The 26175-nt window shown below is 44.3% G+C and carries 21 protein-coding genes and 1 pseudogene; 7 read left to right on the top strand and 15 right to left on the bottom strand.

Features of this window, described 5'->3' with window-relative positions; all coding sequences use genetic code 11:
• Positions 1-229 precede the first annotated feature (229 nt).
• Genes pilQ through pilM form a run of 4 tightly spaced genes read right to left on the bottom strand, consistent with a single transcriptional unit; the run spans position 230 to position 3324 of the window.
• Positions 230-1324 (bottom strand): type IV pilus secretin PilQ, encoded by a 1095-nt coding sequence (gene pilQ / locus H8A87_RS03495; protein ID WP_198688606.1) that lies wholly within the window; start codon positions 1322-1324, stop codon positions 230-232.
• Positions 1321-1923: a hypothetical protein gene (locus H8A87_RS03490; RefSeq protein WP_198688605.1), complete on the bottom strand. Its 603-nt coding sequence runs from the start codon at positions 1921-1923 to the stop codon at positions 1321-1323. Before H8A87_RS03490 ends, pilQ begins: the two co-directional genes overlap by 4 nt.
• The gene (locus tag H8A87_RS03485; protein ID WP_198688604.1) at positions 1913-2464 is read right to left on the bottom strand and encodes a PilN domain-containing protein; all 552 of its coding nucleotides are present in this window, start codon (positions 2462-2464) and stop codon (positions 1913-1915) included. The genes H8A87_RS03490 and H8A87_RS03485 overlap by 11 nt, the downstream gene beginning before the upstream one ends.
• Positions 2461-3324 (bottom strand): type IV pilus biogenesis protein PilM, encoded by an 864-nt coding sequence (pilM, locus tag H8A87_RS03480; RefSeq protein ID WP_198688603.1) that lies wholly within the window; start codon positions 3322-3324, stop codon positions 2461-2463. Before pilM ends, H8A87_RS03485 begins: the two co-directional genes overlap by 4 nt.
• A gap of 174 nt (positions 3325-3498) precedes the next feature.
• On the opposite strand from pilM, the gene mrcA reads away from it, so the two are divergent.
• Positions 3499-6030, top strand: a complete 2532-nt coding sequence (gene mrcA, locus H8A87_RS03475) for a peptidoglycan glycosyltransferase/peptidoglycan DD-transpeptidase MrcA (protein ID WP_198688602.1) — start codon at positions 3499-3501, stop codon at positions 6028-6030.
• A 492-nt stretch (positions 6031-6522) separates the two neighbouring features.
• On the opposite strand, the pseudogene H8A87_RS20390 reads toward mrcA, so the two are convergent.
• Positions 6523-6621 (bottom strand): annotated as a pseudogene (locus H8A87_RS20390) (hypothetical protein); the annotation flags it as partial.
• A gap of 528 nt (positions 6622-7149) precedes the next feature.
• Positions 7150-7701 carry an ADP compounds hydrolase NudE gene (gene nudE / locus H8A87_RS03465; RefSeq protein ID WP_198688601.1) on the bottom strand — a complete coding sequence of 184 codons (552 nt, stop codon included), beginning with the start codon at positions 7699-7701 and terminating at the stop codon, positions 7150-7152.
• 357 nt (positions 7702-8058) lie between these two features.
• On the opposite strand from nudE, the gene H8A87_RS03460 reads away from it, so the two are divergent.
• The 4 genes from H8A87_RS03460 to pckA all read left to right on the top strand — a co-directional run bounded on the left by H8A87_RS03460 (position 8059) and on the right by pckA (position 13419).
• The gene (locus tag H8A87_RS03460; RefSeq protein WP_198688600.1) at positions 8059-10167 is read left to right on the top strand and encodes an IgaA/UmoB family intracellular growth attenuator; all 2109 of its coding nucleotides are present in this window, start codon (positions 8059-8061) and stop codon (positions 10165-10167) included.
• An 81-nt stretch (positions 10168-10248) separates the two neighbouring features.
• Positions 10249-10662: a ribosome-associated heat shock protein Hsp15 gene (hslR, locus tag H8A87_RS03455; protein ID WP_198688599.1), complete on the top strand. Its 414-nt coding sequence runs from the start codon at positions 10249-10251 to the stop codon at positions 10660-10662.
• Positions 10663-10688: 26 nt separating this feature from the next.
• Positions 10689-11561: an Hsp33 family molecular chaperone HslO gene (hslO, locus tag H8A87_RS03450; RefSeq protein WP_198688598.1), complete on the top strand. Its 873-nt coding sequence runs from the start codon at positions 10689-10691 to the stop codon at positions 11559-11561.
• A 238-nt stretch (positions 11562-11799) separates the two neighbouring features.
• The gene (pckA, locus tag H8A87_RS03445) at positions 11800-13419 is read left to right on the top strand and encodes a phosphoenolpyruvate carboxykinase (ATP) (RefSeq protein WP_198688597.1); all 1620 of its coding nucleotides are present in this window, start codon (positions 11800-11802) and stop codon (positions 13417-13419) included.
• Positions 13420-13479: 60 nt separating this feature from the next.
• Here the strand turns inward: pckA and H8A87_RS03440 are convergent, their stop codons facing one another.
• From H8A87_RS03440 to H8A87_RS03405, 8 genes are all read right to left on the bottom strand, one after another.
• On the bottom strand, positions 13480-14196 hold the full coding sequence (locus H8A87_RS03440) for a pirin family protein (RefSeq protein ID WP_198688596.1): 717 nt from the start codon (positions 14194-14196) through the stop codon (positions 13480-13482).
• 170 nt (positions 14197-14366) lie between these two features.
• Positions 14367-14666 (bottom strand): helix-turn-helix domain-containing protein, encoded by a 300-nt coding sequence (locus H8A87_RS03435; protein WP_198688595.1) that lies wholly within the window; start codon positions 14664-14666, stop codon positions 14367-14369.
• Position 14667: 1 nt separating this feature from the next.
• Positions 14668-15018, bottom strand: coding sequence for a type II toxin-antitoxin system RelE/ParE family toxin (locus H8A87_RS03430; RefSeq protein WP_198688594.1), 351 nt, complete (start codon positions 15016-15018; stop codon positions 14668-14670).
• Positions 15019-15396: 378 nt separating this feature from the next.
• Positions 15397-16323 (bottom strand): GNAT family N-acetyltransferase, encoded by a 927-nt coding sequence (locus H8A87_RS03425; protein WP_198688593.1) that lies wholly within the window; start codon positions 16321-16323, stop codon positions 15397-15399.
• Positions 16324-16335: 12 nt separating this feature from the next.
• Entirely contained in the window at positions 16336-17580 is a 1245-nt protein-coding gene (locus H8A87_RS03420; protein WP_198688592.1) for a phenylacetate--CoA ligase family protein, read from the bottom strand.
• Positions 17581-17595: 15 nt separating this feature from the next.
• Positions 17596-20016, bottom strand: a complete 2421-nt coding sequence (locus tag H8A87_RS03415) for an acyl-CoA reductase (RefSeq protein WP_198688591.1) — start codon at positions 20014-20016, stop codon at positions 17596-17598.
• Position 20017: 1 nt separating this feature from the next.
• Positions 20018-21148, bottom strand: coding sequence for a LuxE/PaaK family acyltransferase (locus tag H8A87_RS03410; RefSeq protein WP_198688590.1), 1131 nt, complete (start codon positions 21146-21148; stop codon positions 20018-20020).
• Between the two features lie 678 nt (positions 21149-21826).
• Positions 21827-23023, bottom strand: coding sequence for a BaiN/RdsA family NAD(P)/FAD-dependent oxidoreductase (locus tag H8A87_RS03405; RefSeq protein WP_198688589.1), 1197 nt, complete (start codon positions 23021-23023; stop codon positions 21827-21829).
• Between the two features lie 299 nt (positions 23024-23322).
• On the opposite strand from H8A87_RS03405, the gene pitA reads away from it, so the two are divergent.
• Complete coding sequence (pitA, locus tag H8A87_RS03400) at positions 23323-24813, top strand: inorganic phosphate transporter PitA (RefSeq protein WP_198688588.1); 1491 nt, start codon at positions 23323-23325, stop codon at positions 24811-24813.
• 102 nt (positions 24814-24915) lie between these two features.
• On the opposite strand, the gene uspB is transcribed toward pitA, so the two are convergent.
• The gene (uspB, locus tag H8A87_RS03395) at positions 24916-25245 is read right to left on the bottom strand and encodes a universal stress protein UspB (RefSeq protein ID WP_198688587.1); all 330 of its coding nucleotides are present in this window, start codon (positions 25243-25245) and stop codon (positions 24916-24918) included.
• Between the two features lie 362 nt (positions 25246-25607).
• On the opposite strand from uspB, the gene uspA reads away from it, so the two are divergent.
• Positions 25608-26039: a universal stress protein UspA gene (gene uspA / locus H8A87_RS03390; protein WP_198688586.1), complete on the top strand. Its 432-nt coding sequence runs from the start codon at positions 25608-25610 to the stop codon at positions 26037-26039.
• Positions 26040-26175: the final 136 nt, after the last annotated feature.

Genomic DNA, 26175 nt, shown 5'->3' with positions numbered 1-26175 from the left:
TCAGTCATCTGGCTCATGCTCTTGCTGGCTGATTGAGAGCCTACTGTATATAGACTCTTACTTGTGATGTTAGACCTGCTCACTCAATTAGTTAATCCTTGTATGCTAAATTACTCTCAGCGTCAAATCCATAAACAGGTCAGACCAAAAAAAATGGTGGGTGATCTGATAAAAAAAGCACAATTACTTTAATTAACATATTGATTTTTAGGTGATATTTTTTATTTGATTAAATATCAGTCAATTGAGGTGTAATAAAAATTACGAGTTCCCTTCGGCTGTGCTGTTCTCCTTTTTGGTTAAATAATGTACCCAGCAGGGGAAGATCTGACAAGTAAGGGACTTTTTGCAGGCTTGCGCTTTTTTTCTGTTGAAAGATCCCTCCCAGAATCAGAGTTTCCCCATTTCTAATCGTAACCTGAGTGATGATTTCCTGTTTATCAATGGCCAGATTTTCATTTCCACCCTGACTGATGGGAAAACCGGGAGAATTCTGGCTGATTTTCAGTGCAAGCCGGATTTTTCCTTTTCTCAAAATATGTGGTGTCACTTCCATGCCTAATACCGCTTCTTTAAACTGAATTGTCGTTTTGTCTTTATCCTGAACGAGATAAGGAATATCAGAACCTTGCTTGATACTGGCGGGTTGCTGGTGTGAGGCTGTCAGCCGTGGGCTGGCAATGATATCGAGCTGATTTTCCTGTTCCAGTGCGCTGAGTTCCATTTCTAGCAAGTTAGCATGGATACGGGCGGTATTTAATACCAATCGATGGCGTTGGTTGCCCGCAGGTTGATGCAGATTCAAACGGTTCAGTCCTATTGCTTGATTTTGTGGGTTAGCAGTTATACCCCAATGAATGCCCAATTCATGCAGTGCTTCCCTGCTGCTGGTAACAATATGGGCAGTAATCTGCACTTGTTGCTGTGGGGTATCGACTTCTTTCAGCCAGCTTTTGATACGGGTAATGGCATCAAACTTATCTTCCAATATCAGGCTGTTGGTTAAGGGATCGTGTTCAACTTTTCCCCATTTTGTCAGCAGAGCTGGGAGATTTTTCTGCAACTGTTCGGCTATTTGGTCAGCATCGGCGTATTGCAGGGTAATCGCCTGATATTCTATCTCCTGTTCTTGTTCATCTCGCTCTGTCGAGGAAAAGTCAGTTTCTTCCTCCATTGGGCTTGTGGGGGGCAGGAACGGGTTTCTTACTGGCATTTCGAAAGTTGATTCTTCCTCTGTACGACTGTCTACAGCAACATTTGCTGCGGCAAAACCGAATATTGGCAGTATCAGGCCGATTAGCAGGATAAAAAAATGTCTGTTCATGACTTCTCCCCATGGACAGGCTCAGGGTGTACCGTATTTGGTAGGGTCATATCTGAAAAAACGATATCTGATAAAACCATGCGAACAGTCAGACTGTCATCGACGGGAGTAATCGTGAGATGTTTAATCAGTAACGGTGGTTGCAATTGCTGAATTTCATGCAGGAAATGGAGAAATTGCTCATAATTTAGCGACAGCATGATATGCCAGAAAACTTGATTGTTTTCTCTATGACTTTTCCACTCCATAAGCTGACTGCCAGAATGAGTTAGCGGCAAATGCAGGCGTTTGAGCACGGTGGCGTTTTTGGGTGAAATATTCTTTGATGAATTATCGTTTCCTTGGCCAAGTTCTAGCGTTATCTGCTGAATCTGCTGTTGGATATCAGGCAGGGATGGCAGTTCAGTAATTCGTTGTTGGGATCGCGTTGTATTGTGTTGCTGTTCCGTAATATTGTTTTGGAGGGCATGAATTTCACGCTGATTATCTTGCCAGACAAAAAAATAGAACCCCAACATCAGTGGAATGACGATTAATTGTTGGCAGAGAAGCCTCTGCCACGCAGGCCGGTGAAACCATTCAAGGTAATTATTTCTCACTGGATTCTCCCATCAACCAATCTGCATCAATGGTAAAGACCTTGAGATAATCCTCCGTCGTAGTCATTTTTTTCAGTTGTACATTGATAAGCGAGGTATCGTCCGTCAGGTTATCCAGCAAATCGGAGACATCAGCGTAGTTTTGACTGTGGGCAGTAAAAACTAACTGCCCGCTGTCGTCGCTAAATGCAGTGAGCCAGCTTTTTTCCGGTAATAAATGGGGAAGTTGACGAAATAACTGTAAATACCGTTGATTCTGTTCCATGAATATCCGTTTTTTCCGTAATTGTTGTGTCAATTGGTGCTGCTGCTGCACTGCTTGATCAGTTTCTCTGATAGATTGTTGTAATTGAGCAAATTGGCGCCCAACTTGCGTTAATTGCCCGCGATATTGCTCAATTTTGCTCGTTTGCTGCGTAGAGATGAACACCAATACGGCTGCCCACAATGTGGTTTGCAAACAGAGTAGCAATGCCCATTTCTGACATTTGCGCTTTAATCTTTTTTGCCGCCAAGGTAAAAAATTGACTTGGTACATCATCGGTCATCCGGCCTGAGTGCCAGACCTGCGGCAATAATGAATGCATTCAGTTTTTCTGGTAACGGGGGCTGATAATGGCGGAATGCCGCCAAGACCTGCCAGACATTAGCCAATTCTGTAGGCACTGATGTTGTTTTTACTGATGTTGTTTGCTCTTCATCACTGTAATAAATTGCATAATTTTCTGTTTCTGGCGTGATGGGTAACTGATTGATGACTTGGGCCAGATGGGGATAAGATTGTGACTCTATTGATTGTGATGCTATCAGCCCATAGCCGAAAGGGCGATTGGCGGGCGCAACCCATAGCCAGTCCATCACGCGTTTGTGAACCAACCAACTGTCATCAGGAACTCCTGCGAGTTTGGCAACATAACGTAACGCACAGGGAGAAATATCAATGGCATCAGGGAATAAATTGATATCCGCGAATAACTTCAGCCAGAGATTGAGATCTTTTTGGCGGGTAGCACTGATGCAAACCTGCTGACCATGAACGCGATAGTCCAATGCAAGATCACTGACGGGAAATTGTTTCTCGGCACTGGCATGCACAAACCAGCCAAGTTCGGGCTCCTGCAATGTTGTATGGCTGGGTAAGGTTATCTGTCGCTGTAAGGTTTGCTGAACAGGGAGTGCTAATCTTAAGCTAATATTTTTAGGTAAAATGTGTCGCCATTGCATTAAAATGTGAAGTAATTTTTCAGGATGTTGCAGTCGTCCTCCTGAGATAATCTCGTTTGATAAGCGATATTGCCAGCAATGTCGAAGTTGCCAGCCATCGCGGCGTTTGATGGCCGCGAGAGCACGGATGTAATGATCTTGGATATCCAGTCCGATATACCATTTAGATGGATACATGTAGAGATCTCCCTATCTACTATTAAAGCTGCTATTCATGAAAGCTGTTATCCATGAAGGCGGTATTGGTGAAAGGTCATATCCGTAGTGCTGTATAACCTTTATACTAAGCCTTTTATACTACGTACTGATCGTTTATAAACTGCCCGATTAACATGGCGTGAGAAATTCCAGGTGAAGTTCATAAAGTATTTTTTGATCCTTATCGTTGTTTGCATTTTATTGGGAACCGCCTCGATTTTTGGTTTGTACAAATATATCGAGCCACAGTTACCCGATGTCGCGACTTTAAAGGATGTCCGATTACAAACACCGATGCAGGTGTTCAGTGCTGATGGCGAATTGATAGCCCAATATGGTGAAAAACGTCGTTTGCCCCTTACCTTGTCCGAAATGCCCCCCTTGATGGTGAAAGCCTTTATTGCCACGGAAGATAGCCGTTTTTATGAACACCACGGTGTTGATCCGATCGGAGTTATCCGTGCGGTTTCTGTAGTAATGACTTCCGGTCATGCTTCCCAAGGGGCGAGTACCATTACTCAGCAGCTAGCGAGAAATTTCTTCCTCAGTCGTGAAAAAACACTGATACGTAAGGCAAAAGAAGCATTTCTGGCGATTAAGATCGAACAATTGCTGACAAAGGATGAAATCCTTGAGCTGTATCTCAACAAGATCTACCTCGGTTATCGCGCCTATGGTGTTGGCGCGGCGGCTCACGTCTATTTTGGCAAGAACGTCAATGAGTTGACATTGAGTGAGATAGCGATGATTGCCGGATTGCCAAAAGCGCCTTCAACGTTTAACCCGCTTTATTCCTATGATCGAGCGGTCAACCGTCGGAATGTGGTTTTGGGGCGGATGTTGGAAGAGGGATATATCACCCAGAGTCAATATAACGAAGCCCGAGAAGAAAAACTGGTTGCCCGTTATCATGCTCCACAGATTGTTTTCTCTGCGCCTTATCTGACGGAAATGGCACGTCAGGAAATGATCAATCGTTATGGTGAAAATGCCTATACCGATGGATATAAGGTCTATACCACCATTACGCGAAAAACCCAGTTGGCGGCGGTGAATGCTGTGCGTACCAATGTGATTGATTATGATGTTCGTCATGGTTATCGCGGCGCGCAGGAAGTGTTATGGAAAGCCAGTCAGCCGGCATGGAGCCAAACGCAGATTATCGATAAGCTGAAAACGCTGCCCAAGTATGGCCCTATGCTGCCGGCGATTGTGACGCAATCCGGCACCAACCAAGCGGAAGCGATGCTGGTGGATGGCAGTAAAGTTGAGCTGACCATGGCAGGTGTTCGCTGGGCGCGTCCATTCAAAACTGATACTCAGCAAGGATCTGCACCGCGTAGCGTCAACGATGTCATTCGGGCGGGTGAACAGATTTGGGTCAGACAAGTCAATGATATCTGGTGGTTGGCGCAACTCCCTGAAGTCAACGCGGCGCTGGTTTCCCTCAATCCGATGAATGGTGCGGTAGACGCGTTGGTCGGTGGATTTGATTTTGAGCTGAGTAAATTTAACCGAGTGACACAATCACTGCGTCAGGTCGGTTCCAACATCAAGCCATTCCTGTATACCGCTGCGATGGATAAAGGGCTGACTTTAGCTTCACTGCTGAATGATGCACCTATCAGCCGTTGGGATGCGGGGGCTGGAACGGACTGGCGTCCGAAGAACTCACCACCGACTTACGATGGGCCAGTTCGTCTGCGTCAGGGCTTGGGACAATCCAAGAACGTGGTGATGGTTCGGGCCATGCGTGCAATGGGTGTGGATTACGCCGCTGATTATCTGAAACGCTTCGGTTTGCCGGGCGAAAACGTGGTACGTACAGAATCTTTGGCACTGGGTTCCCCTTCCTTTACTCCTATGCAGTTGGTACGTGGCTATGCGGTGATGGCAAATGGTGGTTACTTGGTTGATCCTTATTTCATCAGCAAAATTGAAAATGATGAAGGACACGTGCTGTTCGAAGCCAAACCTAAAATTGCCTGCCCACAGTGCGAAAACATTCCGGTAATTTATGGTGATACGGCACGTTCCATCGAATTGTCTGAAGATTCCATTGAGAATGTGGCTCATTCCGACGTCTCGCAAAATTCGGCCATGCCACCCCAACCAGAGCTAGAAAGCGTATCGGCGAATGTTAACGTCGATGATCAACAGTATGCTCCTCACGTCATCAGTACACCGTTGGCGTTCCTGATCCATGATGCCTTGAATACCAATGTCTTTGGTGAGCCGGGTTGGATGGGGACAGGCTGGCGCGCTGCCCGTGATTTGAAGCGCCGTGATATTGGCGGTAAAACGGGAACGACCAATAGCTCGAAAGATGCGTGGTTCTCCGGTTATGGCCCAGATATGGTCGCGACGGTCTGGATTGGTTTCGATGAACATAGCAAAAGTCTGGGACGCACTCCGGCATTAAAAGGTGAAGGTGGTGCGAAAACGGCCCAGCCAATTTGGGATGATTTCATGAAATCGGCGCTGGAAGGCGTTCCTGAGAAAATGATGGTACCTCCTGCCGGCATTGTTTCTGTCACGATTGATCGGGCGACGGGTAAGTTATCTAACGGTGGCGGCAATACCCGTAAGGAATATTTCGTTGATGGCACACAGCCGACGGAATATGCCGTGCCAGATGCGGGAACGACAGTCACTGAGAATGGCGAAAGCCACGAATTGTTCTGATTGATTTTCAGGTAGCCGCATAACGGAAACCAAAGATAAAAGCCCTGTCGGTAAACTGACAAGGCTTTTTATTATCGTCATATTATCAATAGGATAATGAAGGTTTCTCACCATTGGCCTATTATTTTTTGATTTTATCTTTTACAGATTTTGCAAACTGTTTACCACCCTCCACGGCAGTATAGTGGATATGAATATTGATATCTTTTAACCGCCATACAGGTATAAAGGCTGGGTAATAAAATATGTTATCGATCACATCTTGATCAGAGAATTCCAGCGTCCAAGTTGAGATGGCTCGTGGTTTGTCTCAGTGGAAAATGAAAAGGCAGTGAAAGGACACTGTTGCAAATAGGATGATAGATTACGGATTATTGGGGTAATTAGCACTTAATCCACTGGTTTTATTTAGGTTTTTTCTATCAAGCAGTAATTTTTCAATATCAGGTCGTTGTTGGTTGAGAAATCGGGCATTTTTTTATCTGTATCATTCTAAAATATCCTAACCTGTTGATATAAATTGACTAAATAAGACAGAGGGCCATCATTGGCTTCGGGTAAACCCGGAAAGCAATAGAAACCCTGATTATCGTTAAAGAGCGTTTTTTAGCTAATCCGTGATTCTATATTATTTGCCATAAATGATACCTTTTAAATAGAGAAATGTAGTTAGAGAAAACAACATTCCTATTTCCAGGCCATAACTGTGAGTTATGTTTTATTGACTGATGAGCTTGATTACACTATGGCCTGTCAATGATGGTTATCCAGCCTAAAATATATTTAGGTTCTGATCGTTTCTTAAAAAATTATTTTATTTCAACGTGTTTACTTTAAATAAGTGATTAGTCAACAAAGAGGATAATTTTATGGTGGAGGTATGATTATGATACGAATTAATTTTTGGAATATAGTAAAGCTGTTTATTTATTATTTTTGATAAACTGAGTAATTGTTTGTGAAATATAATTCAGATTATTATACTAATAAAATTAGACCCTATTCTATTCAGGGATATATTTTTTATTTCCGGTTTTCGTTTAAAACGGGTATAAAAATTGATATTTAGATACCAAATTTTATACCCGTTTCAGAAAATAATTTAACCAAAGTTTCCTATTATTTTTTTGCTTGCAGGTACCGTTGGGCAAAAAATAGAGCGCTGACATTTCTGGCTTCGTTGAAATCAGGGTGCTCCAACAGTGACATCATGTCAGAGATAGGCCAGCGCACTTGCACCAGCGGTTCAGGTTCGTCCCCTTCCAAACGTTCGGGATAAAGATCATGGGCAATCACGATATTCATCTTGCTGGAAAAATAGGACGGCGCCATAGTCAATTTCGTCAGCAGCTTCAATTTCCCTGCACCAAAACCAATTTCTTCCTTCAATTCACGATTGGCGGCTTCAAGGACACTCTCCCCTGCATCAATGGCACCTTTTGGAAAACCTAACTCGTATTGTTCAATACCAACGGCATATTCATGAATAAGGACTAATTCATCCCCTATGATGGGAATAATTAGAACAGCTTCACGATTGGTGGGTTTCATACGTTCGTAAACTCGTTTTACACCATTGCTGAATTCAAGATCAACAGATTGAATATTGAATAAACGTGAGTGGGCAATGTCATTTATATTCAGTATGTTAGGCTTTTTAAAATTAGTCATGCTTGCCCCTGATGGTTGTAATATGCTGGATAATTGAAAACAATAATGCGCCCAATTACTTAAAACATCTTGGTTAATTCCAGCCTTGTAATGAAATTGGATACGCATCTAAACTTTGCGTTAATATGGCTGATTATGTTAGTAAATGATAGCGATTATCGCTTGAATGTATTTTTGTTGCTATCTTACCCTTACAAAAAAGACTTTATTTTATGGAAAGTTATGAGAAAATTTATATAACCTTATGTAAATAAAATTAAAAATAGAATGCAAGAATAGGAATAGCCTTATTCTGTGTGTTTCACGAGATTGTTATTCTGCCAATCTCTGTACTGCTGTCATGGGCGTGGGGAAAAAATGAGCTCACTAGTCATTATATTGGCTATTTTTATCATTAGCCTGATTATAATGGCTTCCTTTCTGATTTTCAGATGGAGGCGGTTTAATAACGCGCGTTATCTACCTTCAATGGTCAAAACAGCCCGTCGTAAACTGAATGCTGATGAATATCAAGCCATTGAATCCTATTTGAGAAATACTCGTCTCCTGATGAAGCCGAGTAGTAGACACCGAGCAGGCTATCCGGTGTTACCTGTCAAAAAGGAGTATGTTTATACTATCAGGCACCCTATTACCCGTTTTTCAGCCGGCACGAATGAATCGCACCATTGGCGTTATTATGTTGATGAAACGGAGATACATTTGCCGGTGTTGCTTGAGCCATTCATCAAGCAACAGAATACGATTGAGATTGTTCAGACGACATCGATGCCGCTTGTTATCGCTGTCAATGGTCACTTATTGAAAGATTATCAGCAAGACTTGCTTATCACGCGAGTCATGGCAAAAACCGAGCATGCCTCAATTCAAAAAAATGGCAATTCGAGTGCTAACTTACTGCATACCCGCAAGGAGACACCGGAAGAAAATCGTCTGCGACACTCAACAGGCATTCAGGAAGGTCTTCTCATGTGTGCTGGATTGTCGTTATGGTTTGTGGCCCTTTTCGTGCCCATACCCATGTTGCCATGGCTAATGTTGGTGGCTTTCTTGCTTATTCTGATTAGTTTCTGGCCGTATTTCCGGTTGCCTTCTAGACGAAAATTATCAAATATCCATTGTTTCAGCGGCATTCCTAAACGTTGGGGGGTATTCAGTGAGTTTGAACCGGAACAAAGAAAAAATATCTCACTGGGCGGCATTGATCTTATTTATCCGGCACATTGGGAACCTTATGTTTCCCATGATATTGACCATAATACCGATATAGATATGTACACTAACTGCCATGTTGTCAGGCAGGGGCGCCATCTCTCCTTGCATGAAGAAGAGAAACACTATCCTTACCAGCGTTACAGGAAAAATTTGATACTGGTCGTTTTCTCTGTATTTGCCATGCTAACGTTGTACTTTTACCAGCCAGTGAGTTTATCCATGCGGCTCAGTTTCGCTTGGCTGTATGGTAGTAATACCAAGGTCATCACCAGTGTCGACGAGTTGCAAAAAATGCCGTTGAGGAAAGGCGATGTACTGAAAGTCAAAGGCGTCGGGATGTGCTATGTGCCGCCCAATATCCTACCTGAAGCCAATATCACGATCTTCGCTCCATTTGATTGCGTTGGTATCTATTGGAACAGCGAGACGCCATTACCCATGCTGGAGTCTGACGTTATCGAAAATGCATCAGCGCTGATCACAACCGTCAATGAGCAATTGCACCCGATTGAAAGCCGCAGGAAAATCAACCCAAGTCTGAATGAAGCCATTGCTAAATCGGGCATGACCCTGCTTGACAATTTTTCACAAATCATCTTGAAAACGCATAAATTGTGTCAGAAAGACGCAGATTGTACCCGTCTGAAGAATGCGCTGGTCAATCTGGGGAACGCCAAGAATTGGGATGATCTATTGAAAGATGCTGAAAAAGGGAAACTGAATGGAACCAAAGTGTTATTGCGTTCTGTCAGTGCGGATGCATTGGAAAAGCTGGTCGATGTCACTACCGCATCATTTATCTATCGGGAAATTGATAAAGCGGCCATTCTAATGAATAGTCCATCGCCGGGAGGTGTTTTGTTGCTCAGTGATGAGGGTAATCCATTAGTCGAATATCCGATGCGGATGGGCAATATATATGAACACGCTGCTCTGGAACGATGGCGGGAATTACAGAATATCTCAGATATGCTGATGAGGACTCAATTTGAAACAGACGGGATTGTGACGGGATTGTCTGAAGACGCAAATGGGACCCGCCATATCATGCTGCATCGTGAACCGGATTCCACGGCTTTCATTCGTTATCTGGGAAGCTGTGTGTTGCTGGCAATATTGCTGGCGACATTCACTATCAACATCATACTGATGATAAAGAAAACGCGGAAGAACCAGCGGCGCCTCCAACTTATCACTCAATACTACGATAACTGTTTCAATTTGCCGCCACCGCTAATGGATTGGCGATGATCCGATGGGCTGTGTTACCCTCAGTCCGTTTTTTGCCAGCTCCGATTAGACATTTGGATTAGATAATTGAGAGAAACAACCATGCTGAATTCAGACACTGATCAGGCTGTTCGCCTTGATAAATGGCTGTGGGCTGCTCGTTTTTACAAGACTCGTTCCATCGCGCGTGAAATGATTGAAGGGGGAAAAGTCCATTATAATGGACAGCGGAGTAAGCCGAGTAAACTGGTTGAGTTGAATGCAGAGATCAAACTGCGTCAGGGAAATGATGAGAAAACGGTGACCGTCTTGATATTGGGCAGTCATAGACGCAGCGCCGCCGAAGCCCAGCAACTTTATCAAGAAACAGCAAAAAGCATTATTAATCGGGGAGAAATGGCATTGGCCCGTAAAATGAATGCGCTCACGATGCCGCATCCCGATCGCCGTCCAGACAAAAAAGAACGGCGTACACTGATTAAATTCAAGAACACAAAATTAAATGAGCCGGAATAACCGTCTTAGTGAAATGAGAGAGATTTATGACCAAGCATGACCACTTACACCGCTTTTTATTTGAAAGTCACTCTGTCAGAGGGGAACTCGTTTCTGTCAGTGAGACCTACCAGCGGATGCTGGAGAATCATCATTTCCCTCAACCTGTACAGCAGCTATTGGGTGAATTGTTGGTCGCAACCAGCCTGCTGACGGCCACATTGAAATTCAATGGGGATATCACGGTACAGATTCAGGGGGATGGGCCGGTCAAACTGGCGGTGATTAATGGTAACAACCAGCAGCAAATGCGTGGCACCGCCCGCATTGATGGTGATGTGGCTGCTTCAAGCAGCTTGCGAGACACGATAGGCAATGGCTATATGGTCATCACTGTGACTCCAACAGAAGGTGAGCGTTATCAGGGCGTTGCGGCGCTCGAAGGTGATACATTGGCGGAGTGTCTGGATGCGTATTTCAAACAGTCCGAACAGTTGCCAACCCGCCTGTTTATCCGTACCGGAATGCAGGATGGAAAAATGGCGGCAGGTGGCATGTTATTGCAGATCTTGCCGGGTGCTGAGGAAAGTAGCGAAGATATGCTTGACCATCTGGTGCAATTGACCGCAACCATTAAGGGAGAAGAGCTATTTACGCTGGATGCGGAAGAGGTTTTACACCGCCTTTATCATGAAGAAGATGTCACGCTATACGAGCCTCAGCAGGTTGAATTCCGCTGCACCTGTTCCCCGCAACGTTGCGCTGATACTCTGGTGACGTTAGCGGATGCTGATCTTCAGGAAATTTTGCACAATGATGGAAAAATCGACATGGAGTGTGAGTTCTGTGGTATGCATTACGTTTTCGATGAGAAAGATATCAGCGCAATAAAGGCGACGAAAAAAGAACAGTTGCACTGATTGTGTCGTTGTACTGTGTGGCGGCAGCATGGTTGCACTGCCCGTGTGAATAACCGTTTTTCATGGGGCGTGACTACGCCCTTTTGATTATTAATCATCCCCTCATTCCGTGTTCTGTGTCTCATATAAACTTAAAAAAAATAATGCAATTTCAATTTTTTGATAACAATCGCTGTTAATTAGTCATAATTATTTATTATCCCCACAGAGATAAAGTATAACTGACCAGGAGCAACAAATGAGTGTTACAGGCATTACTGAGCTGGAACTTGCGGTTTATGGTATTCGTGATGTTAGTGAAATTGTTTATAACCCAAGTTATGAACTGCTATTCTCTGAAGAAACTCAATCCTCACTACAAGGGTATGAGCGCGGCACATTAACCAATCTTGGCGCCGTCGCGGTAGATACGGGTATTTTCACGGGACGTTCTCCGAAAGATAAATACATTGTTCGCGATGATGTTACTCGCGATACCGTATGGTGGGCTGATCAGGGTAAAGGCAAGAACGATAACAAACCGCTCAGTCAGGAAACCTGGTCTCATCTCAAGGGATTGGTTACTCAGCAGCTTTCAGGCAAACGTTTGTTTGTGGTGGATGCTTTCTGCGGAGCCAATGCAGATACGCGCCTGAAAGTCCGTTTTATCACAGAAGTGGCATGGCAGGCTCATTTTGTGAAAAACATGTTTATCCGTCCATCGGATGAAGAGCTGGTTGACTTCACACCTGATTTTATTGTGATGAATGGTGCCAAATGCACGAATCCGCAATGGAAAGGGCAGGGGCTGAATTCTGAAAACTTTGTTGCTTTTAACCTGACAGAACGTATGCAGTTGATCGGGGGTACTTGGTACGGCGGTGAAATGAAAAAAGGGATGTTCTCAATGATGAACTACCTGCTGCCACTGAAAGGTATTGCTTCGATGCACTGTTCAGCCAATGTCGGCGAGAAGGGCGATGTCGCCATTTTCTTCGGCCTTTCCGGTACGGGTAAAACCACGCTTTCCACCGATCCGAAGCGTAAGTTGATCGGTGATGATGAACATGGCTGGGATGATGACGGCGTGTTTAACTTTGAAGGCGGTTGTTACGCGAAAACCATCAACTTGTCCAAAGAAGCTGAACCGGATATCTATCACGCCATTCGCCGTGATGCCCTGCTGGAGAATGTCACTGTCCTGGCGGATGACACCGTTGATTTCAATGATGGTTCCAAGACAGAAAATACCCGTGTCTCCTATCCAATCTACCACATCGAAAACATCGTTAAGCCTGTATCAAAAGCAGGGCACGCGACTAAAGTGATTTTCCTGACGGCAGATGCTTTCGGTGTATTGCCTCCGGTTTCCCGACTGACTCCAGAACAGACTCAATATCACTTCCTGTCTGGTTTTACCGCGAAACTGGCGGGAACTGAGCGCGGTGTGACGGAACCAACACCAACCTTCTCTGCTTGCTTCGGTGCTGCATTTTTGTCACTGCATCCGACTCAATATGCAGAAGTGCTGGTTAAACGTATGCAGGCATCGGGTGCTAAGGCTTATCTGGTCAATACTGGCTGGAATGGCACAGGCAAACGCATTTCCATCAAAGATACCCGCGCGATTATCGATGCAATTTTGAGTGGTGATATTGAAGATGCGGATACCATTGAATTGCCGATTTTTGATTTGGCCGTACCGACTACACTGGCGGGTGTCGATACCGGAATTTTAGACCCTCGCAACACCTATGCGGATAAATCCGAATGGGATGTTAAGGCAAAAGACTTGGCGCAGCGCTTTGTCGATAATTTCGATAAATATACCGATACCGCAGCGGGCGCTGCATTGGTGAAGGCTGGTCCTAAGCTGTAATTGCTATCTAATTAAGCTAATCCCATGAAAGAACCCTATCCAACCAGATAGGGTTCTTTCTTAACTCGGTAATGTTTTTAATCTGTTGGATAGCAGATCGAACAGCAGAACCTCACTCTCTTGGTTTGCAGTTAATTGAAGATGGGATTCATCCCAGATAGCGACGCCATCGCTGGTGGTAGCCAGTACCCCATTGATTATCACTTCACCACGAACAACCTGAATCCATATTTTTCGTGCTTTTTCCCCGCGATATTCACTACTTTCACCATTTTTTAATGTCCAACGCCACAATGTCATATCCTGAAAAACCTTCAGAGAACCCGATCGTGCATCAGGAGAGAGAACTAATTGGCGGCCTTCAACAGTATCAAAGCGGCGCTGTTCATAACGAGGAGAAAGCCCTGTTTTTTCCGGAATGATCCAGATCTGGTAAAGATGCAGTTGGCTATCATGATGTGGGTTATATTCTGAATGACGGATGCCCGTTCCTGCACTCATAATTTGGAATTCCCCCGCAGATACCTGCCTCTGATTTCCCATATTGTCCTGATGCTCTACTGCCCCAGACAGCACATAGGTCAATATTTCCATATCATTATGAGGATGCATGCCAAATCCCTGACCCGCGTCAATCACATCTTCATTAATGACTCTGAGGGCAGAAAAGCCCATGAAATTTGTATCATGGTAGTTGGCAAATGAAAAAGTGTGCCAACTGTCCAGCCAGCCGTGATTGGCATGACCTCGTTCTGAAGCCTGACGTAAGTAGATCATTTTCAAAATCCCTCAATGTTTTTTGTAGTCTAGTTGAAGGCGTGAAATATAAAAGATTAGAAATTTAACCTTAGAATTCAAAATATTTGAATATGGTGAATAAATTTATTTGTAACAAATGATGAGAAACAGACAGGCTTGAATAAAGTGGGACCATGGTCCCACTTGCTTTAGATAGAAAAATTCATTGATTTACCATCGGGCAGCGTGACTCCTAGCGTCATTTTTCCACCCATAGATTCAATATATTTTTTCAGTGTGGAAATTTTTAATTCATTTCCACGCTGCTCAATAGCTGCAATTGATGACTGCGCTATACCCAAGTTTTTTGCCACTTGAGTTTGCGAAAGCTCCAACTCCTCACGAATTTGGTAAAGTTGTGTTTCAAGCAACATTTCTGCGGCTTTCTCCTTAATCCTCGCCTGGCTTTCAGGGCTACGTTTTGCCATCAGTTCTGTTAAAGTAGCCATATTATTTCTCCAAATTTTCTAGATGGATTTTAAATTGTTCGTCAGCAATATTAATCATTTCTTTATAGAACAATTTTTGATTTTTCCCTGCTTTATTACCGGCACAAAGAATAATTGCGTTACGAACCGGATCAAATGCGAAAAAAACTCGGATTGGATCACCATGATGTTGTATTCGAAGTTCTTTCATATTTGGATACTTTGAGCCATTTAAGGTATCAACTAGTGGTCTTCCAAGCATAGGCCCTTTCAGCTCCAGTATATTCATAGCAGCTAAAACATCTTCTTGCAATTCAGCAAGTTGTTCTTCAAACCATTGGTCAAATAACTCTGTTGTTGTTATTTCCCACACAGGTTGTCCTTTATGCTTATTATAATTTCAATGTTATTTTATAGATTGTAGTCTATAGCTATTATAGATTGCAGTCTATAATTATTGGGTGATTTTTTAATCAAAATAAGCGTGACACGCTTGGAGCATCGTATCTTTCTGATTTCATAACACTCTCCTAAATAGATGAAGAAAAGTGTCAACCTTATTTAGGACGGTTCAAGAGGCAAAAAAAAAGCCAACATTAAGTTGGCCTATAAAGTAAACACTGGAAGCAATGTGAGCAATGTCGTACTTTCACATGAACCCTGAAGGTGGTGCACTGAAAGTGTTAGGAATGATAATCGTTCTCAATATCATTTGTAAAGTGTTTTTTTAATCAAATAAGAGAATTTTTAGCTATACCCCTAACTCCATTTGATAGAGATGTTGCGTACCCGTGTCGTGAAACGTGTATGGCGTCAATTGATAACCTCGTAGCCATAGCAAAAACCATCCATCATGTGTATCGGGGCATAGCCCTGCGAATCGAAATCCGCCTTTTTTGAGCGATGAGCACAATCCCAGTGATTCTTCACAGGCAGGCAATTTTAAATAAATTAACTGACTGGTAGGAAAATCGATAACCTCCGATAAAAAGTCAGAATGAACTTCGTATAGCGTGATATCCAGACGTCGCCCACTTTTTTTGATGGTAAACGGCTCTGGGGGCAGAAAACGATGGCATGCTGACGATGTATTTGAGGGTGATTCACCAACATATTGGCTTATCTGATCAACCCAGTTTTGCCAAGGCTGAGGCCAGTTCAGTTTAGGTAGTGGCAATGATTTAAGCGGCAAGATGCCCTGTACGATACTTTCAGGCTCTGGCAGACCAAATGGTGAATCGACATAATCCAACATCAGGGCTGTGGAGTAAAAGCCTAAATTTCGAGCAATATACTGGCTTTTCGGATGTGAACACACCTGCTTTATCGTCAATAAATTATAACCTTGCTCTTTCGCATAGCGGCATAAATAATTGCCCAGAGACTTAGCCACACCATAGCCTTGAAAATCGGGATAGACGGCGATAAGTGCGAGTTCAGCATGATTTTGCTGCACGGCATCTTTAACCAGTGAAGCATGACCAATGATTCGTCCTTGATGGAACGCTAAGGCTGAATACCATTGCCCCGATATTTGATAATCATCAATAAGTCTTGGCAGATAGATATCAGGATAGACATACGTATCGCCGTAAACTTCACGGAATAATTGGCTGATTTTTTTATCATCACCCGACTGATAGCTTTGAATCTGGATAGCGGAAGGGAAGATAGTCATCGATTTCAACCTTTAATTATAACTACGCAGATCCACAACTCGCTGCAATTTACCTGATCGTGGGTGCGTATACATACCATCAATATTGGTTTGAACGATCTCCAGCATATTTTGATGTACGCCATCCTTAGCTAAATTTGGAAAGGCAGTCAGTACCCTATGGCGTATCTTGCTGATATCGACAGTCTGAAGACTTGCCACCAACAACCGGATTTTGTCTTGCCCTGTTTGCTGGCTAAGCTCCAACTGCCATGCCAGAAGTTCAATATGCTGTGATAGCTGAGCAGCCAGATCGTCCGGAAATAACGACAGTGTGCCAAATCGGATGCGGTAGCCCTGATTAGCACGTCCTTGCAAAGCGAACTTACGGTGGGGCTGTTCTGGTTCACACCAACAAGCCAGATCGCCCGTAGGATAGCGGATCACCGGCATGAGCTGACGTTGCAGGTTGGTGACAACTAACAGCCCACAGTGTCCCGGAATGGTAATCGGCTCGTGGGTCGTTTCATCGACGATCTCAATAATCGTGTTGTCATCAAAGACTCTGTGTTCACCCTGTTTACATTCAGGATCAGCAAAGCCGATCAAGCCTGCATCAACACTGGCACACCCGATTGATCCCAGACGTGCGTTAGGGAAAACCTGCCGTATGATGGCGATTTGTGCATCAAACAGACTTTCACCGCCGTATAGAATGGTCTCTACCATCGGCAAAGTTTGTTCTGTTTCTTTTAGATAGTGAGCCAAGCGGATTAACTGAACGGGGACACCAGCCAACACATTGATGTTGTGGAGCCGGATATTGCTGATCAGCAGATCGTCTTCAACCTTACAGGTAAAAGGAAATTCCATGATAGGGAGTGGCGCATTCGATAATGCACCATGGATGAAGATAAAACTGGTATAAAGATCGCCAGCAAAAAACAGGTTAGCTACCCGATCCCCCGCGTTCAACTGACGGGCAATACCTTGACCAAAAGCGTGAATAAACGCTTTCCATTCTTGTTGGCTGAAAACCGATAACCGGCCATCGCTGGTTGATCCACCCGTTTTATACACATGACCGCCTTCTAACGGTGCGGTCAGAACCGACCATGTTTGCAGGTCGTTGGAATGTTCCCAGTAACTACCGGGCTCCACGATGGGTAAATCTTTCAGGGTCCAATTATCAGGAACGGACTTGTAGAGATCGTTGTAATAAGCAGAATGCTCGCGTGCATGATGGAGCAAATCAATCAATGTCGTTTGGGTCATCATTTTAATTTTACTCAATTAATATTTACGCAAGTCAATGAATAATGGAGTTTTTCCACTGTGGCCGTTTTGCTGGAAATCAGTGGAAGAAGTCGAAATAATGTCTAACATCAATAAGTTTCCGTTAACGACTTCGGCGATTTTTGTATCCTGCAATAAACGTTGGCGCACTTCGATTGGGTCGGAAGAGGCAACCAGTAACCGAATGCTATCGATGCCATCACTGTTATGGTCGATTATCCATTGCACGGGCAAGCCCAGTTGTTCAGACAAATCGGCCAGATTGACAAAAATACTGCCTACGCGTAACAGAGAACCGTTACGTCCTAACAACCGGAAACGGGGTGAAGACAGGCCACAAGAACAAGGTTGATTAACCCAGCAACCAAAATCCCCTAAATCATAGCGCTGGACAGATTGCGCCTCGCGATGCAGAGAAGTAAATACCAGACGACCGGTTTCTCCGTCTGCTGCTGGTTGGTCATTCTCCTCATTGAGGATTTCCAGCCATTGGGTATCGGCCATTAAATGGAAAACGCCGTCTTCGCTGGCTGCACATCCATGTCCCATCGGGCCGGCATCTACTGAACCGTAAATTGTTGAACGAATAAGGGTGACGCCGAAACTTGTCAGGAAAGCCCTCTGACTCATATTCAAGTGTTCGCCACCACAGAACACCTTACGAACGCCACCGTATTGACGTAGTTTGGCTTCTTCATTCAAAAATAATCGATGCAGTGTGCTTGGCATTCCGACCAACGTATTAATGCGTTGGTGTACGATAAAATCAGCAATTTCACTGAAATCATTATCGGTAGGGCCGCCCATCGGATATTGAGCTACACCCAATTTGTCCAGAATGGTGAAAAAGCTCATCATCCCGCCGTACAGTTTTCCACCATACAACAGGTTCATGACCCGATCGGTAGCAGGTTCAAGCCCGGAGGAGAACACCCCATCGGCGGCTGACAGCATTTGCTGATGATAATCGTGGTAACTGTAAGCCGCGAGTTTAGGTTCACCTGTACTGCCACCGCTGCGGAAAAACAGGCGGGCTTTGTCATTTGGAACCATTGCCTGAAAATCGGCTTTATTCATCACAGGCAGGTTTTTCAACCCGTGTGGACGCGCGGGTGGAATATCAAGATGAGCGCAGCCTGTCATTACATTTGGGGCAAGGTTAACGGAAACACGCTTGGTAAGGCGTGACAGCGCGTAGACACCATCATGTGGTTCACCGCTATATCCATCATGCATCTGACCTGCGGGAGTGATACGGCTGACACCTGCTGCAAACAGATTATGGCTCATTTCAACTATATGTTCCTGACGGGTAATCAAAGCACAACTTTGCAGGTGATTACGCCAAGGCAACAAAATAGAGCACAATCTTTGGCGCGGAGCCGGACGTACCTGTAATGTGCGGAATAATGGGGAAGCCTCGAGTTCCTCTTCGTGGCGCCATATCACCCGCCATCCATCGGCCTGCCAGACTTCACCCTTGACCGGTGTAAAAGCCAGATCGAGTCGTTGAAAAGCCGTTTGGGTGGTAATTTCAGCGGCTTCCTGCACATCTGGTTTTAGTGCCGGATGTAATTCGGAACGGCGCTGTAGAGCGGCAGCCATGCGTTGTCCGATTTGCTGCAAAACGTCTGGATCGCTGCTATCGACCAGCAAACATTGTGGACTGGAGCAGGCTTGTTGGTCATAACGACAGACATCATCAGCCAGCGCATCCAATTGCGCATCATCAATAGCATCCGGGCTTAACCAGGCAAAACTGATGCGATGTCCCCAATCTATCCAGCGACAGCCGGACGGCAGTTGGGCGCGAATGGATTCCAGCGCGGCGTTGCTGCCCCACGCAGAGACAGCATCCGCCTGAATTAGCAATTCTGGCAGTTGAGCCACAGATAACGGCAAGACAGCTACCCGATCAACTAAATTACCGGAGATATCGTGAGCTAAAAATTCTGTCAGGAGCTGTGTGCTAAATCCATTATCGCTGCTGCTAGGACGTAACCAGTTGATATTACCAACCAATAAACTTTCTATCACTGCCATAAAGGGCAGGAGCTCAGCATTGGAAGGCGTGATATGGACGACTAATCCGATAGGCTTCCAAGTTTCATATCGGTTCTGATTATAATCGAATCGACGCAATGAAAAGGCATTCTGCCCTAGTTCACGCTCCAGCTTGGCCTGTAAAGCGTTACGTTGACAGAATCCAATAAGTGCTTTTCTGGCATTAGCATCAAACAGGGGATGCTCACTCAGACTGGCGAGATAATCAGCAAAGCGTTGTGCGCAATCAAGCACCTGCTCTGAAGTATGGGGACGTGCTAGCAGCCCCGGTAATTGCTCACGTAATTTTGCGATTTTTTGTTCTGCCAACTGCTCTGAAGAAACCGGGTTATTCATTGTATTTACGGAAGACATATCAAGATCTCTTAATCAATTCTGAAGCGGCGATAGCACAACTACGGCCCTTGCTGGTTCCGGCACGGCCAAGCAGCTCAAACCAGTCGGTATTCAGCTCACAACCACAACTTTCACCAGAATGCAGAACGGCAAGATCGCTGGTCACGATGCTGTGGGCAGGGCAAGAGGTGATAAAAGGCGATGTAAAATGCAGAAAACCCGGTTCACCATAAGGCTGACGAGATAAGTTGGCGGTGTGGCGCACGTAAGCACGGGCATAAATCGGCACATGAAAATTATGGTGAGAACATTCAACATAAGGGACTGGATGTTCAACCGAACCATAACCATCACGGCAGCGTATATCAGGGATGCCCAGTTGCTCCGTCAGGCGTTGATACAATTCTTTCTTAGGGATGGATTTATCGGCATGCGTCTTCCAGCCTCCGCCGAGAAAAACCAGTGATTCGGGGTGTAATTTCAGTGCAGGCAGCCCCATTTGTTCCATTTTTTGCAGGGTAAACCACAAAAAAGCAGGAAAACCGAAAATGCGCACTGGCAGCCCTTCCTCTGCAAATTGCTGAAGTGCCGTAATTGTGCCAAACGGATCGAATTCATTACCCTGCCCATTATGACGCAAAGCGTAGTGGGCTCGGTTTACAGGGGCATATTTAGCCAGAAACTGATCGGTATAGGCCGTACCTAACGTGACAGCACCGGCAGGTTCATAGCTGAGCAGCAGATAATTACACGGCTGATCGGGAGTATTCCAGCCGTAATAGTCGAAAATGCAGTCCACCATATACTGGGCTGCGGTAATACTCTCAGAATCGTAGCGCATGCGGCTCTTCTGTCCGGTCGTTCCGGAAGAAGTCAGCTCCAGCGCATCTTTTGCACTTTCACTGAGTATCAGATTACGCTTGAAATAATTGGCAAACAGCAGAGGCAGGCTTGACCAATCATTCAGCTCCATAATCGCTTGTTTATCCAGACCATGATCTGTCAGCCACTGCTCATAACCAGGGGTATATTCACAGTGATAAAACGTCAGTTCACGCATAGCAGTATCAAATAATGCATCATATTCGGCACAAGCACGATAAGGGTGTGCGACAGCACACAATGCTTTGACGTGAGGTAAATTTTGCATATTCAGACTCATTCTTCAGTAACAATGGCAGAGGATGGCTAATCAAAAAAGTTTAATTTGTTTATTCATTGGCGTATGAAAAACACCCACCTCTGATAGGTTTCATTTATTATTTAATGTAATGAATAAAGGTGTTGATGTTAGTCAACAACTGATGCTTTGAAGTAGTGTAATGTTTGGTTTTATGGAGACAATAAAGTCTGTTATTGGACTTTATTGCTATATATTGATATTAGATACCAAAACTTCCTATTTTTATAGTTAATACTTAGCCTTGTGTTTGTGGGCGCATTATTCCAAACTGCATGATAACAATCAAACTATTATCTTATGTTTTGTAGGGGGATTAGGCGTTTTTGGGTGTCATTATTTAATGTGCTATTTCATTATTTATTATTATGTTAATGTTTGGCAGGGGCTACAGGATATGGCATCTGAGTTCAGAATTATCCCCAGAAATACATTTAATTTCATCGTGGCTAAGCGATCACTTGATATTTTTTCACGGTTTTTTTTCAGTGATCGCTTGTTTGTTGATTTACGTGGATAAAGCAAGCTATTAACAGGTCGTGCGTGAAGGTATTGCGATATCTTTGCATTGGGCGAGGGTTTACAGTGGTTCTCGCTAAGAGCAGGCTTTATTTACTGTATTCAACTCGTCTTACGGAAAAATTGAGTTTATTCACCGCTTGCCAAAGCCTGCGCACAAGCCCATGCGGAACTCCACGCCCACTGGAAGTTATACCCACCGAGCCAGCCGGTTACATCGACCACTTCGCCAATAAAGTACAACCCTTTTACTTTATGGGATTCCATCGTTTTTGAAGAGAGTTCGTTAGTATCCACTCCGCCAAGAGTAACTTCCGCCGTGCGATAGCCTTCTGTACCGTTTGGTTGTACCTGCCAGTATTGCAGGGTGGTGATCAGATCTTTTTTCTGAGCCGGATTGAGCTGTTTCAGGGAAAGTTCCGGCAATTGTCCAAGAGACTGCAAACATTCAATTAAACGTTTGGGGAGCAGTTTAGCCAGCGCATTTTTCAAACTCTGATTAGGATGAGATTCTCGTTCTTGATCCAGAAAGCTCTCCAAATCTGTGTCAGGGAGTAAGTTAATACTCACATACTCACCAGACTGCCAATAACTCGAAATCTGCAAAATAGCGGGGCCAGAGAGACCGCGATGGGTGAACAAAATGTTTTCCCTGAATACCGTGCCATCTTTTGCGGTTACTACGGAAGGAACTGCGACACCCGAGAGCGTTTGCAATTGTTCCAATAGCTGCTTATGTAGAGTGAATGGCACTAAGGCTGCACGTGTAGGCAGGATATTCAGTCCGAATTGTTCTGCGATGCGATAGCCTAAAGGCGAAGCCCCCAATCCGGGCATCGATAGGCCACCGGATGCAATAACGAGTGAGTGTGTACTTACTTCCTTTCCCGCTGCGCTGATAATAAAACCCTGTTCTTTCTTTTCTACATGGGTGACTTCACTGCGTAACCGAACATTAACTCCGCCTGTTTCGCACTCTTTTAAAAGCAGGTCTATAATTTTTTGGGCTGAGTCGTCACAGAAAAGCTGACCTAATGTTTTTTCGTGATAAGGGATACCGTGGCGTTGTATAAGGTCAATAAAATCCCATTGGGTATAGCGAGCAAGTGCTGACTTACAAAAATGGGGGTTGTCAGAAAGGTATGCCATCGGTTCGGTATACATGTTGGTAAAATTGCAGCGCCCGCCACCGGACATCAAAATCTTGCGACCTGCTTTTTTGCCATTATCCAGTACCAGAACGTTTAATCCGGCTTGCCCTGCCTGAGCAGCGCAAAACAAGCCAGCCGCGCCAGCACCAATAACAACTACATCAAATTTTTCCATTCGTTTGTCTCTTTTGGCCGAGTTATTTTGTAGGAAATTACCGCGTAGTGGAGGAACTGCTTGCGAACTACAGAGAAAAATATGCATTTGGTTTAACTTTTTGCCGTAAAAAGTGATTTTTTGTCAAAAAAATATCAAAACATTAAAATTAAATAACCATTTGATATTATTGATAAATATGAATTGATTTATGTTATTTTATTGTCATTAAATCAAAAAAAGGGCATATTTCTCTTTTCCCGCTAACGTTTGTCACTGATAATGCGCGCGTTCATGTCCTACTAACTGGCTTAACGTTTATGCTACATCTGTTTACTGGCCTGGAATTTTATACCGGCCTTATGTTAGTGCTTGCTCTGTTGTTTGTGCTTTTCTATGAAGCCATCAATGGGTTTCATGATACCGCAAACGCAGTAGCAACTGTTATTTATACCCGGGCGATGCGTTCGCAGTTTGCCGTTGTCATGGCAGGGGTTTTTAACTTTTTTGGTGTTCTCCTTGGTGGATTAAGTGTCGCTTACGCGATTGTGCATCTACTGCCTACGGATCTTCTACTAAATGTCAGTTCGGCTCACGGTTTGGCTATGGTTTTTTCCATGCTGCTGGCGGCGATTATCTGGAATTTAGGCACGTGGTATTTCGGCATTCCAGCATCTAGTTCACATACGTTGATTGGCTCTATTATCGGCATCGGCCTGACCAATGCGATAGTGACCAGTACTTCGGTGGTTGATGCGTTGAATATTCCGAAGATGATACAGATTTTCATGTCCTTGATCCTGTCTCCTCTTGTTGGTCTGGTGATTGCCGGAGCGATGGTGTTTTTACTGCGCCGCTATTGGAGCGGTACGAAAAAACGTCGCCGTATCCACATGACACCTGCCGAACGTGAAAAACAGGATGGTAAACGTAAACCTCCATTCTGGACACGTACTGCCCTGATTCTTTCTGCTGTTGGCGTGAGTTTCTCCCACGGAGCAAACGATGGCCAGAAAGGTATCGGTTTGATCATGTTGGTTCTGATTGGTGTTGCGCCAGCCGGCTTCGTCGTCAATATGAACTCAACCAGTTATGACATCGCTCGTACTCATGATGCCGTTGTCCATTTGCAGCAGTATTATGAACAGCATAGTCCGGCATTGACTCATGCGATTGAACTGACTCCGGCCGTCTCTTCCGTGAAAGATTCGCTGGATATGACGTTCCATTGCGATAGCTCACGAGCGCTGGTGGTTCTGAACAAGACTGAAAACATGCTGGGGAATATCCAGAATTTCAGCGAATTGACACCAGATCAACGTAACAACATGCGTCGTATGCTGATGTGCATTGCTGACACGGCTGGTGCAGTGGCTAAATTGCCAGAAACCAGTCTTGAAGATACTCGTTTCCTGAATAAACTGCGTAAAGATCTGTTGAATACCGTGGAATATGCACCGTTGTGGATCATCATTGCAGTGGCACTCGCCCTGTCTCTGGGTACAATGGTAGGTTGGAAGCGTGTTGCTGTTACCATCGGTGAGAAGATTGGCAAAAAAGGCATGACCTATGCCCAAGGCGTTTCTGCTCAGGTTACGGCTGCGGTTTCCATTGGTGTTGCCAGTTATACGGGTATGCCAGTGTCCACGACACAGGTACTCTCTTCTGCGGTAGCAGGTACGATGCTGGTTGATGGTGGTGGTGTTCAAAGCAAGACCATCAAAAATATCATGCTGGCGTGGGTTTTGACGCTGCCTATTTCAATTGGATTGTCAGGCATCCTGTACTGGATTGCCCTGAAACTGATCTAATGACATCTTAGAAAAAGGGTTGGCTATTGCATTTTTGCAAGCCAACCCTTTTTTATTCTCACCTGTTTTCTATTCACGCTCATTTCTCAAATTCACGTCACGTTAAATTACGAGTGCTACCAGACATAGCACAACGGCTCCACACAACATTTCCGTCAGTATAAATTGCTTCCTCAGCCTTTCGCACAACAAGATGACATCGGGGTCGTGATGATTGATATAACTTTGTGAATTGATATAGCGCACCAACCGAATCTGTTTACCAATTTGACCATTAGTTGTAAAAAAACCATTTCCATCAACGGCTTGATATAGCATTGGGTCTGACTGGCGCAAGATGGACAGAAGTACACGGAGCGAAGAAAAGTAGCGCATCATGTTAATCATGCAGATAAGGCAAACTGCCCAAAAGAGTGCAATAGTATTGGACATACTTCCCCCTACTGATCGTGGCAGCAAAAGCTGTCAGAAAAAAGAAATCAATCGAAAAAATTCTAATTTGAATAATAACTATATTAAATTTTAGACAGAAATACAGTCATTCGCGTATTTATGGACAAGTGAAAATTAGGGGCTTGTTTATTTATGGTTGAGAGAAGTCATTGTAAGCAACTCTCTAGAAATGTTGCGTTTTTTGGGGTGGGATCTAAGTTTTCAGTTAGTTAAGGAATTAAAACAACAAGTTGTGATCAAAACAACACTCAAAAGATGCCTTGAGCAGTTATAGTATAAACATCGAATCATGGCGTTTAGTGCTGCCAATCCATTTAATCGACGTTATGGAAGGAGTTCTTATGGCTTACAAACATATTCTTGTTGCGGTTGATTTATCTCCAGAAAGTCAGGTCTTGGTGGAGAAAGCTGTGTCAATGGCGCAACCGTACAATGCCAAAGTTTCCCTGATCCATGTTGATGTTAACTACTCCGATCTTTATACCGGCCTGATTGACGTTAATCTTGGCGATATGCAGGAGCGTATCGCGGATGAAACCCGTAATTCCCTAAAAGAGCTGTCTGCCAGCGCAGGTTATCCCGTTCAGGAAACGTTGAGTGGTAGTGGTGATTTAGGGCAAGTCCTTGTTGATGCTATTAAGCAATACGATATGGATTTGGTCGTGTGTGGCCACCATCAGGATTTTTGGAGCAAGTTGATGTCTTCAGCCCGTCAGCTTATCAACACCGTTCATGTTGATATGTTAATCGTACCTTTGCGTGATGAAGAATAATCTTCGGTTGAAATTTTATTCTATAAAATCGCCTGCTTATGCGGGCGATTTTTTTGCCCATAGAAAAGATGATGAAACTGTTTTAGAAATTGTCAAAGATATTTTTAAGGAAGCCTATAAAAAATAGTTGTTGAAA

This window comes from Xenorhabdus lircayensis, from assembly GCF_016306625.1.
GTDB classification, from domain to species: Bacteria; Pseudomonadota; Gammaproteobacteria; order Enterobacterales; family Enterobacteriaceae; genus Xenorhabdus; species Xenorhabdus lircayensis.
The sequence above is the reverse complement of the archived record's forward strand: the minus strand, read 5'-3'. Positions and strand labels throughout refer to the sequence as shown.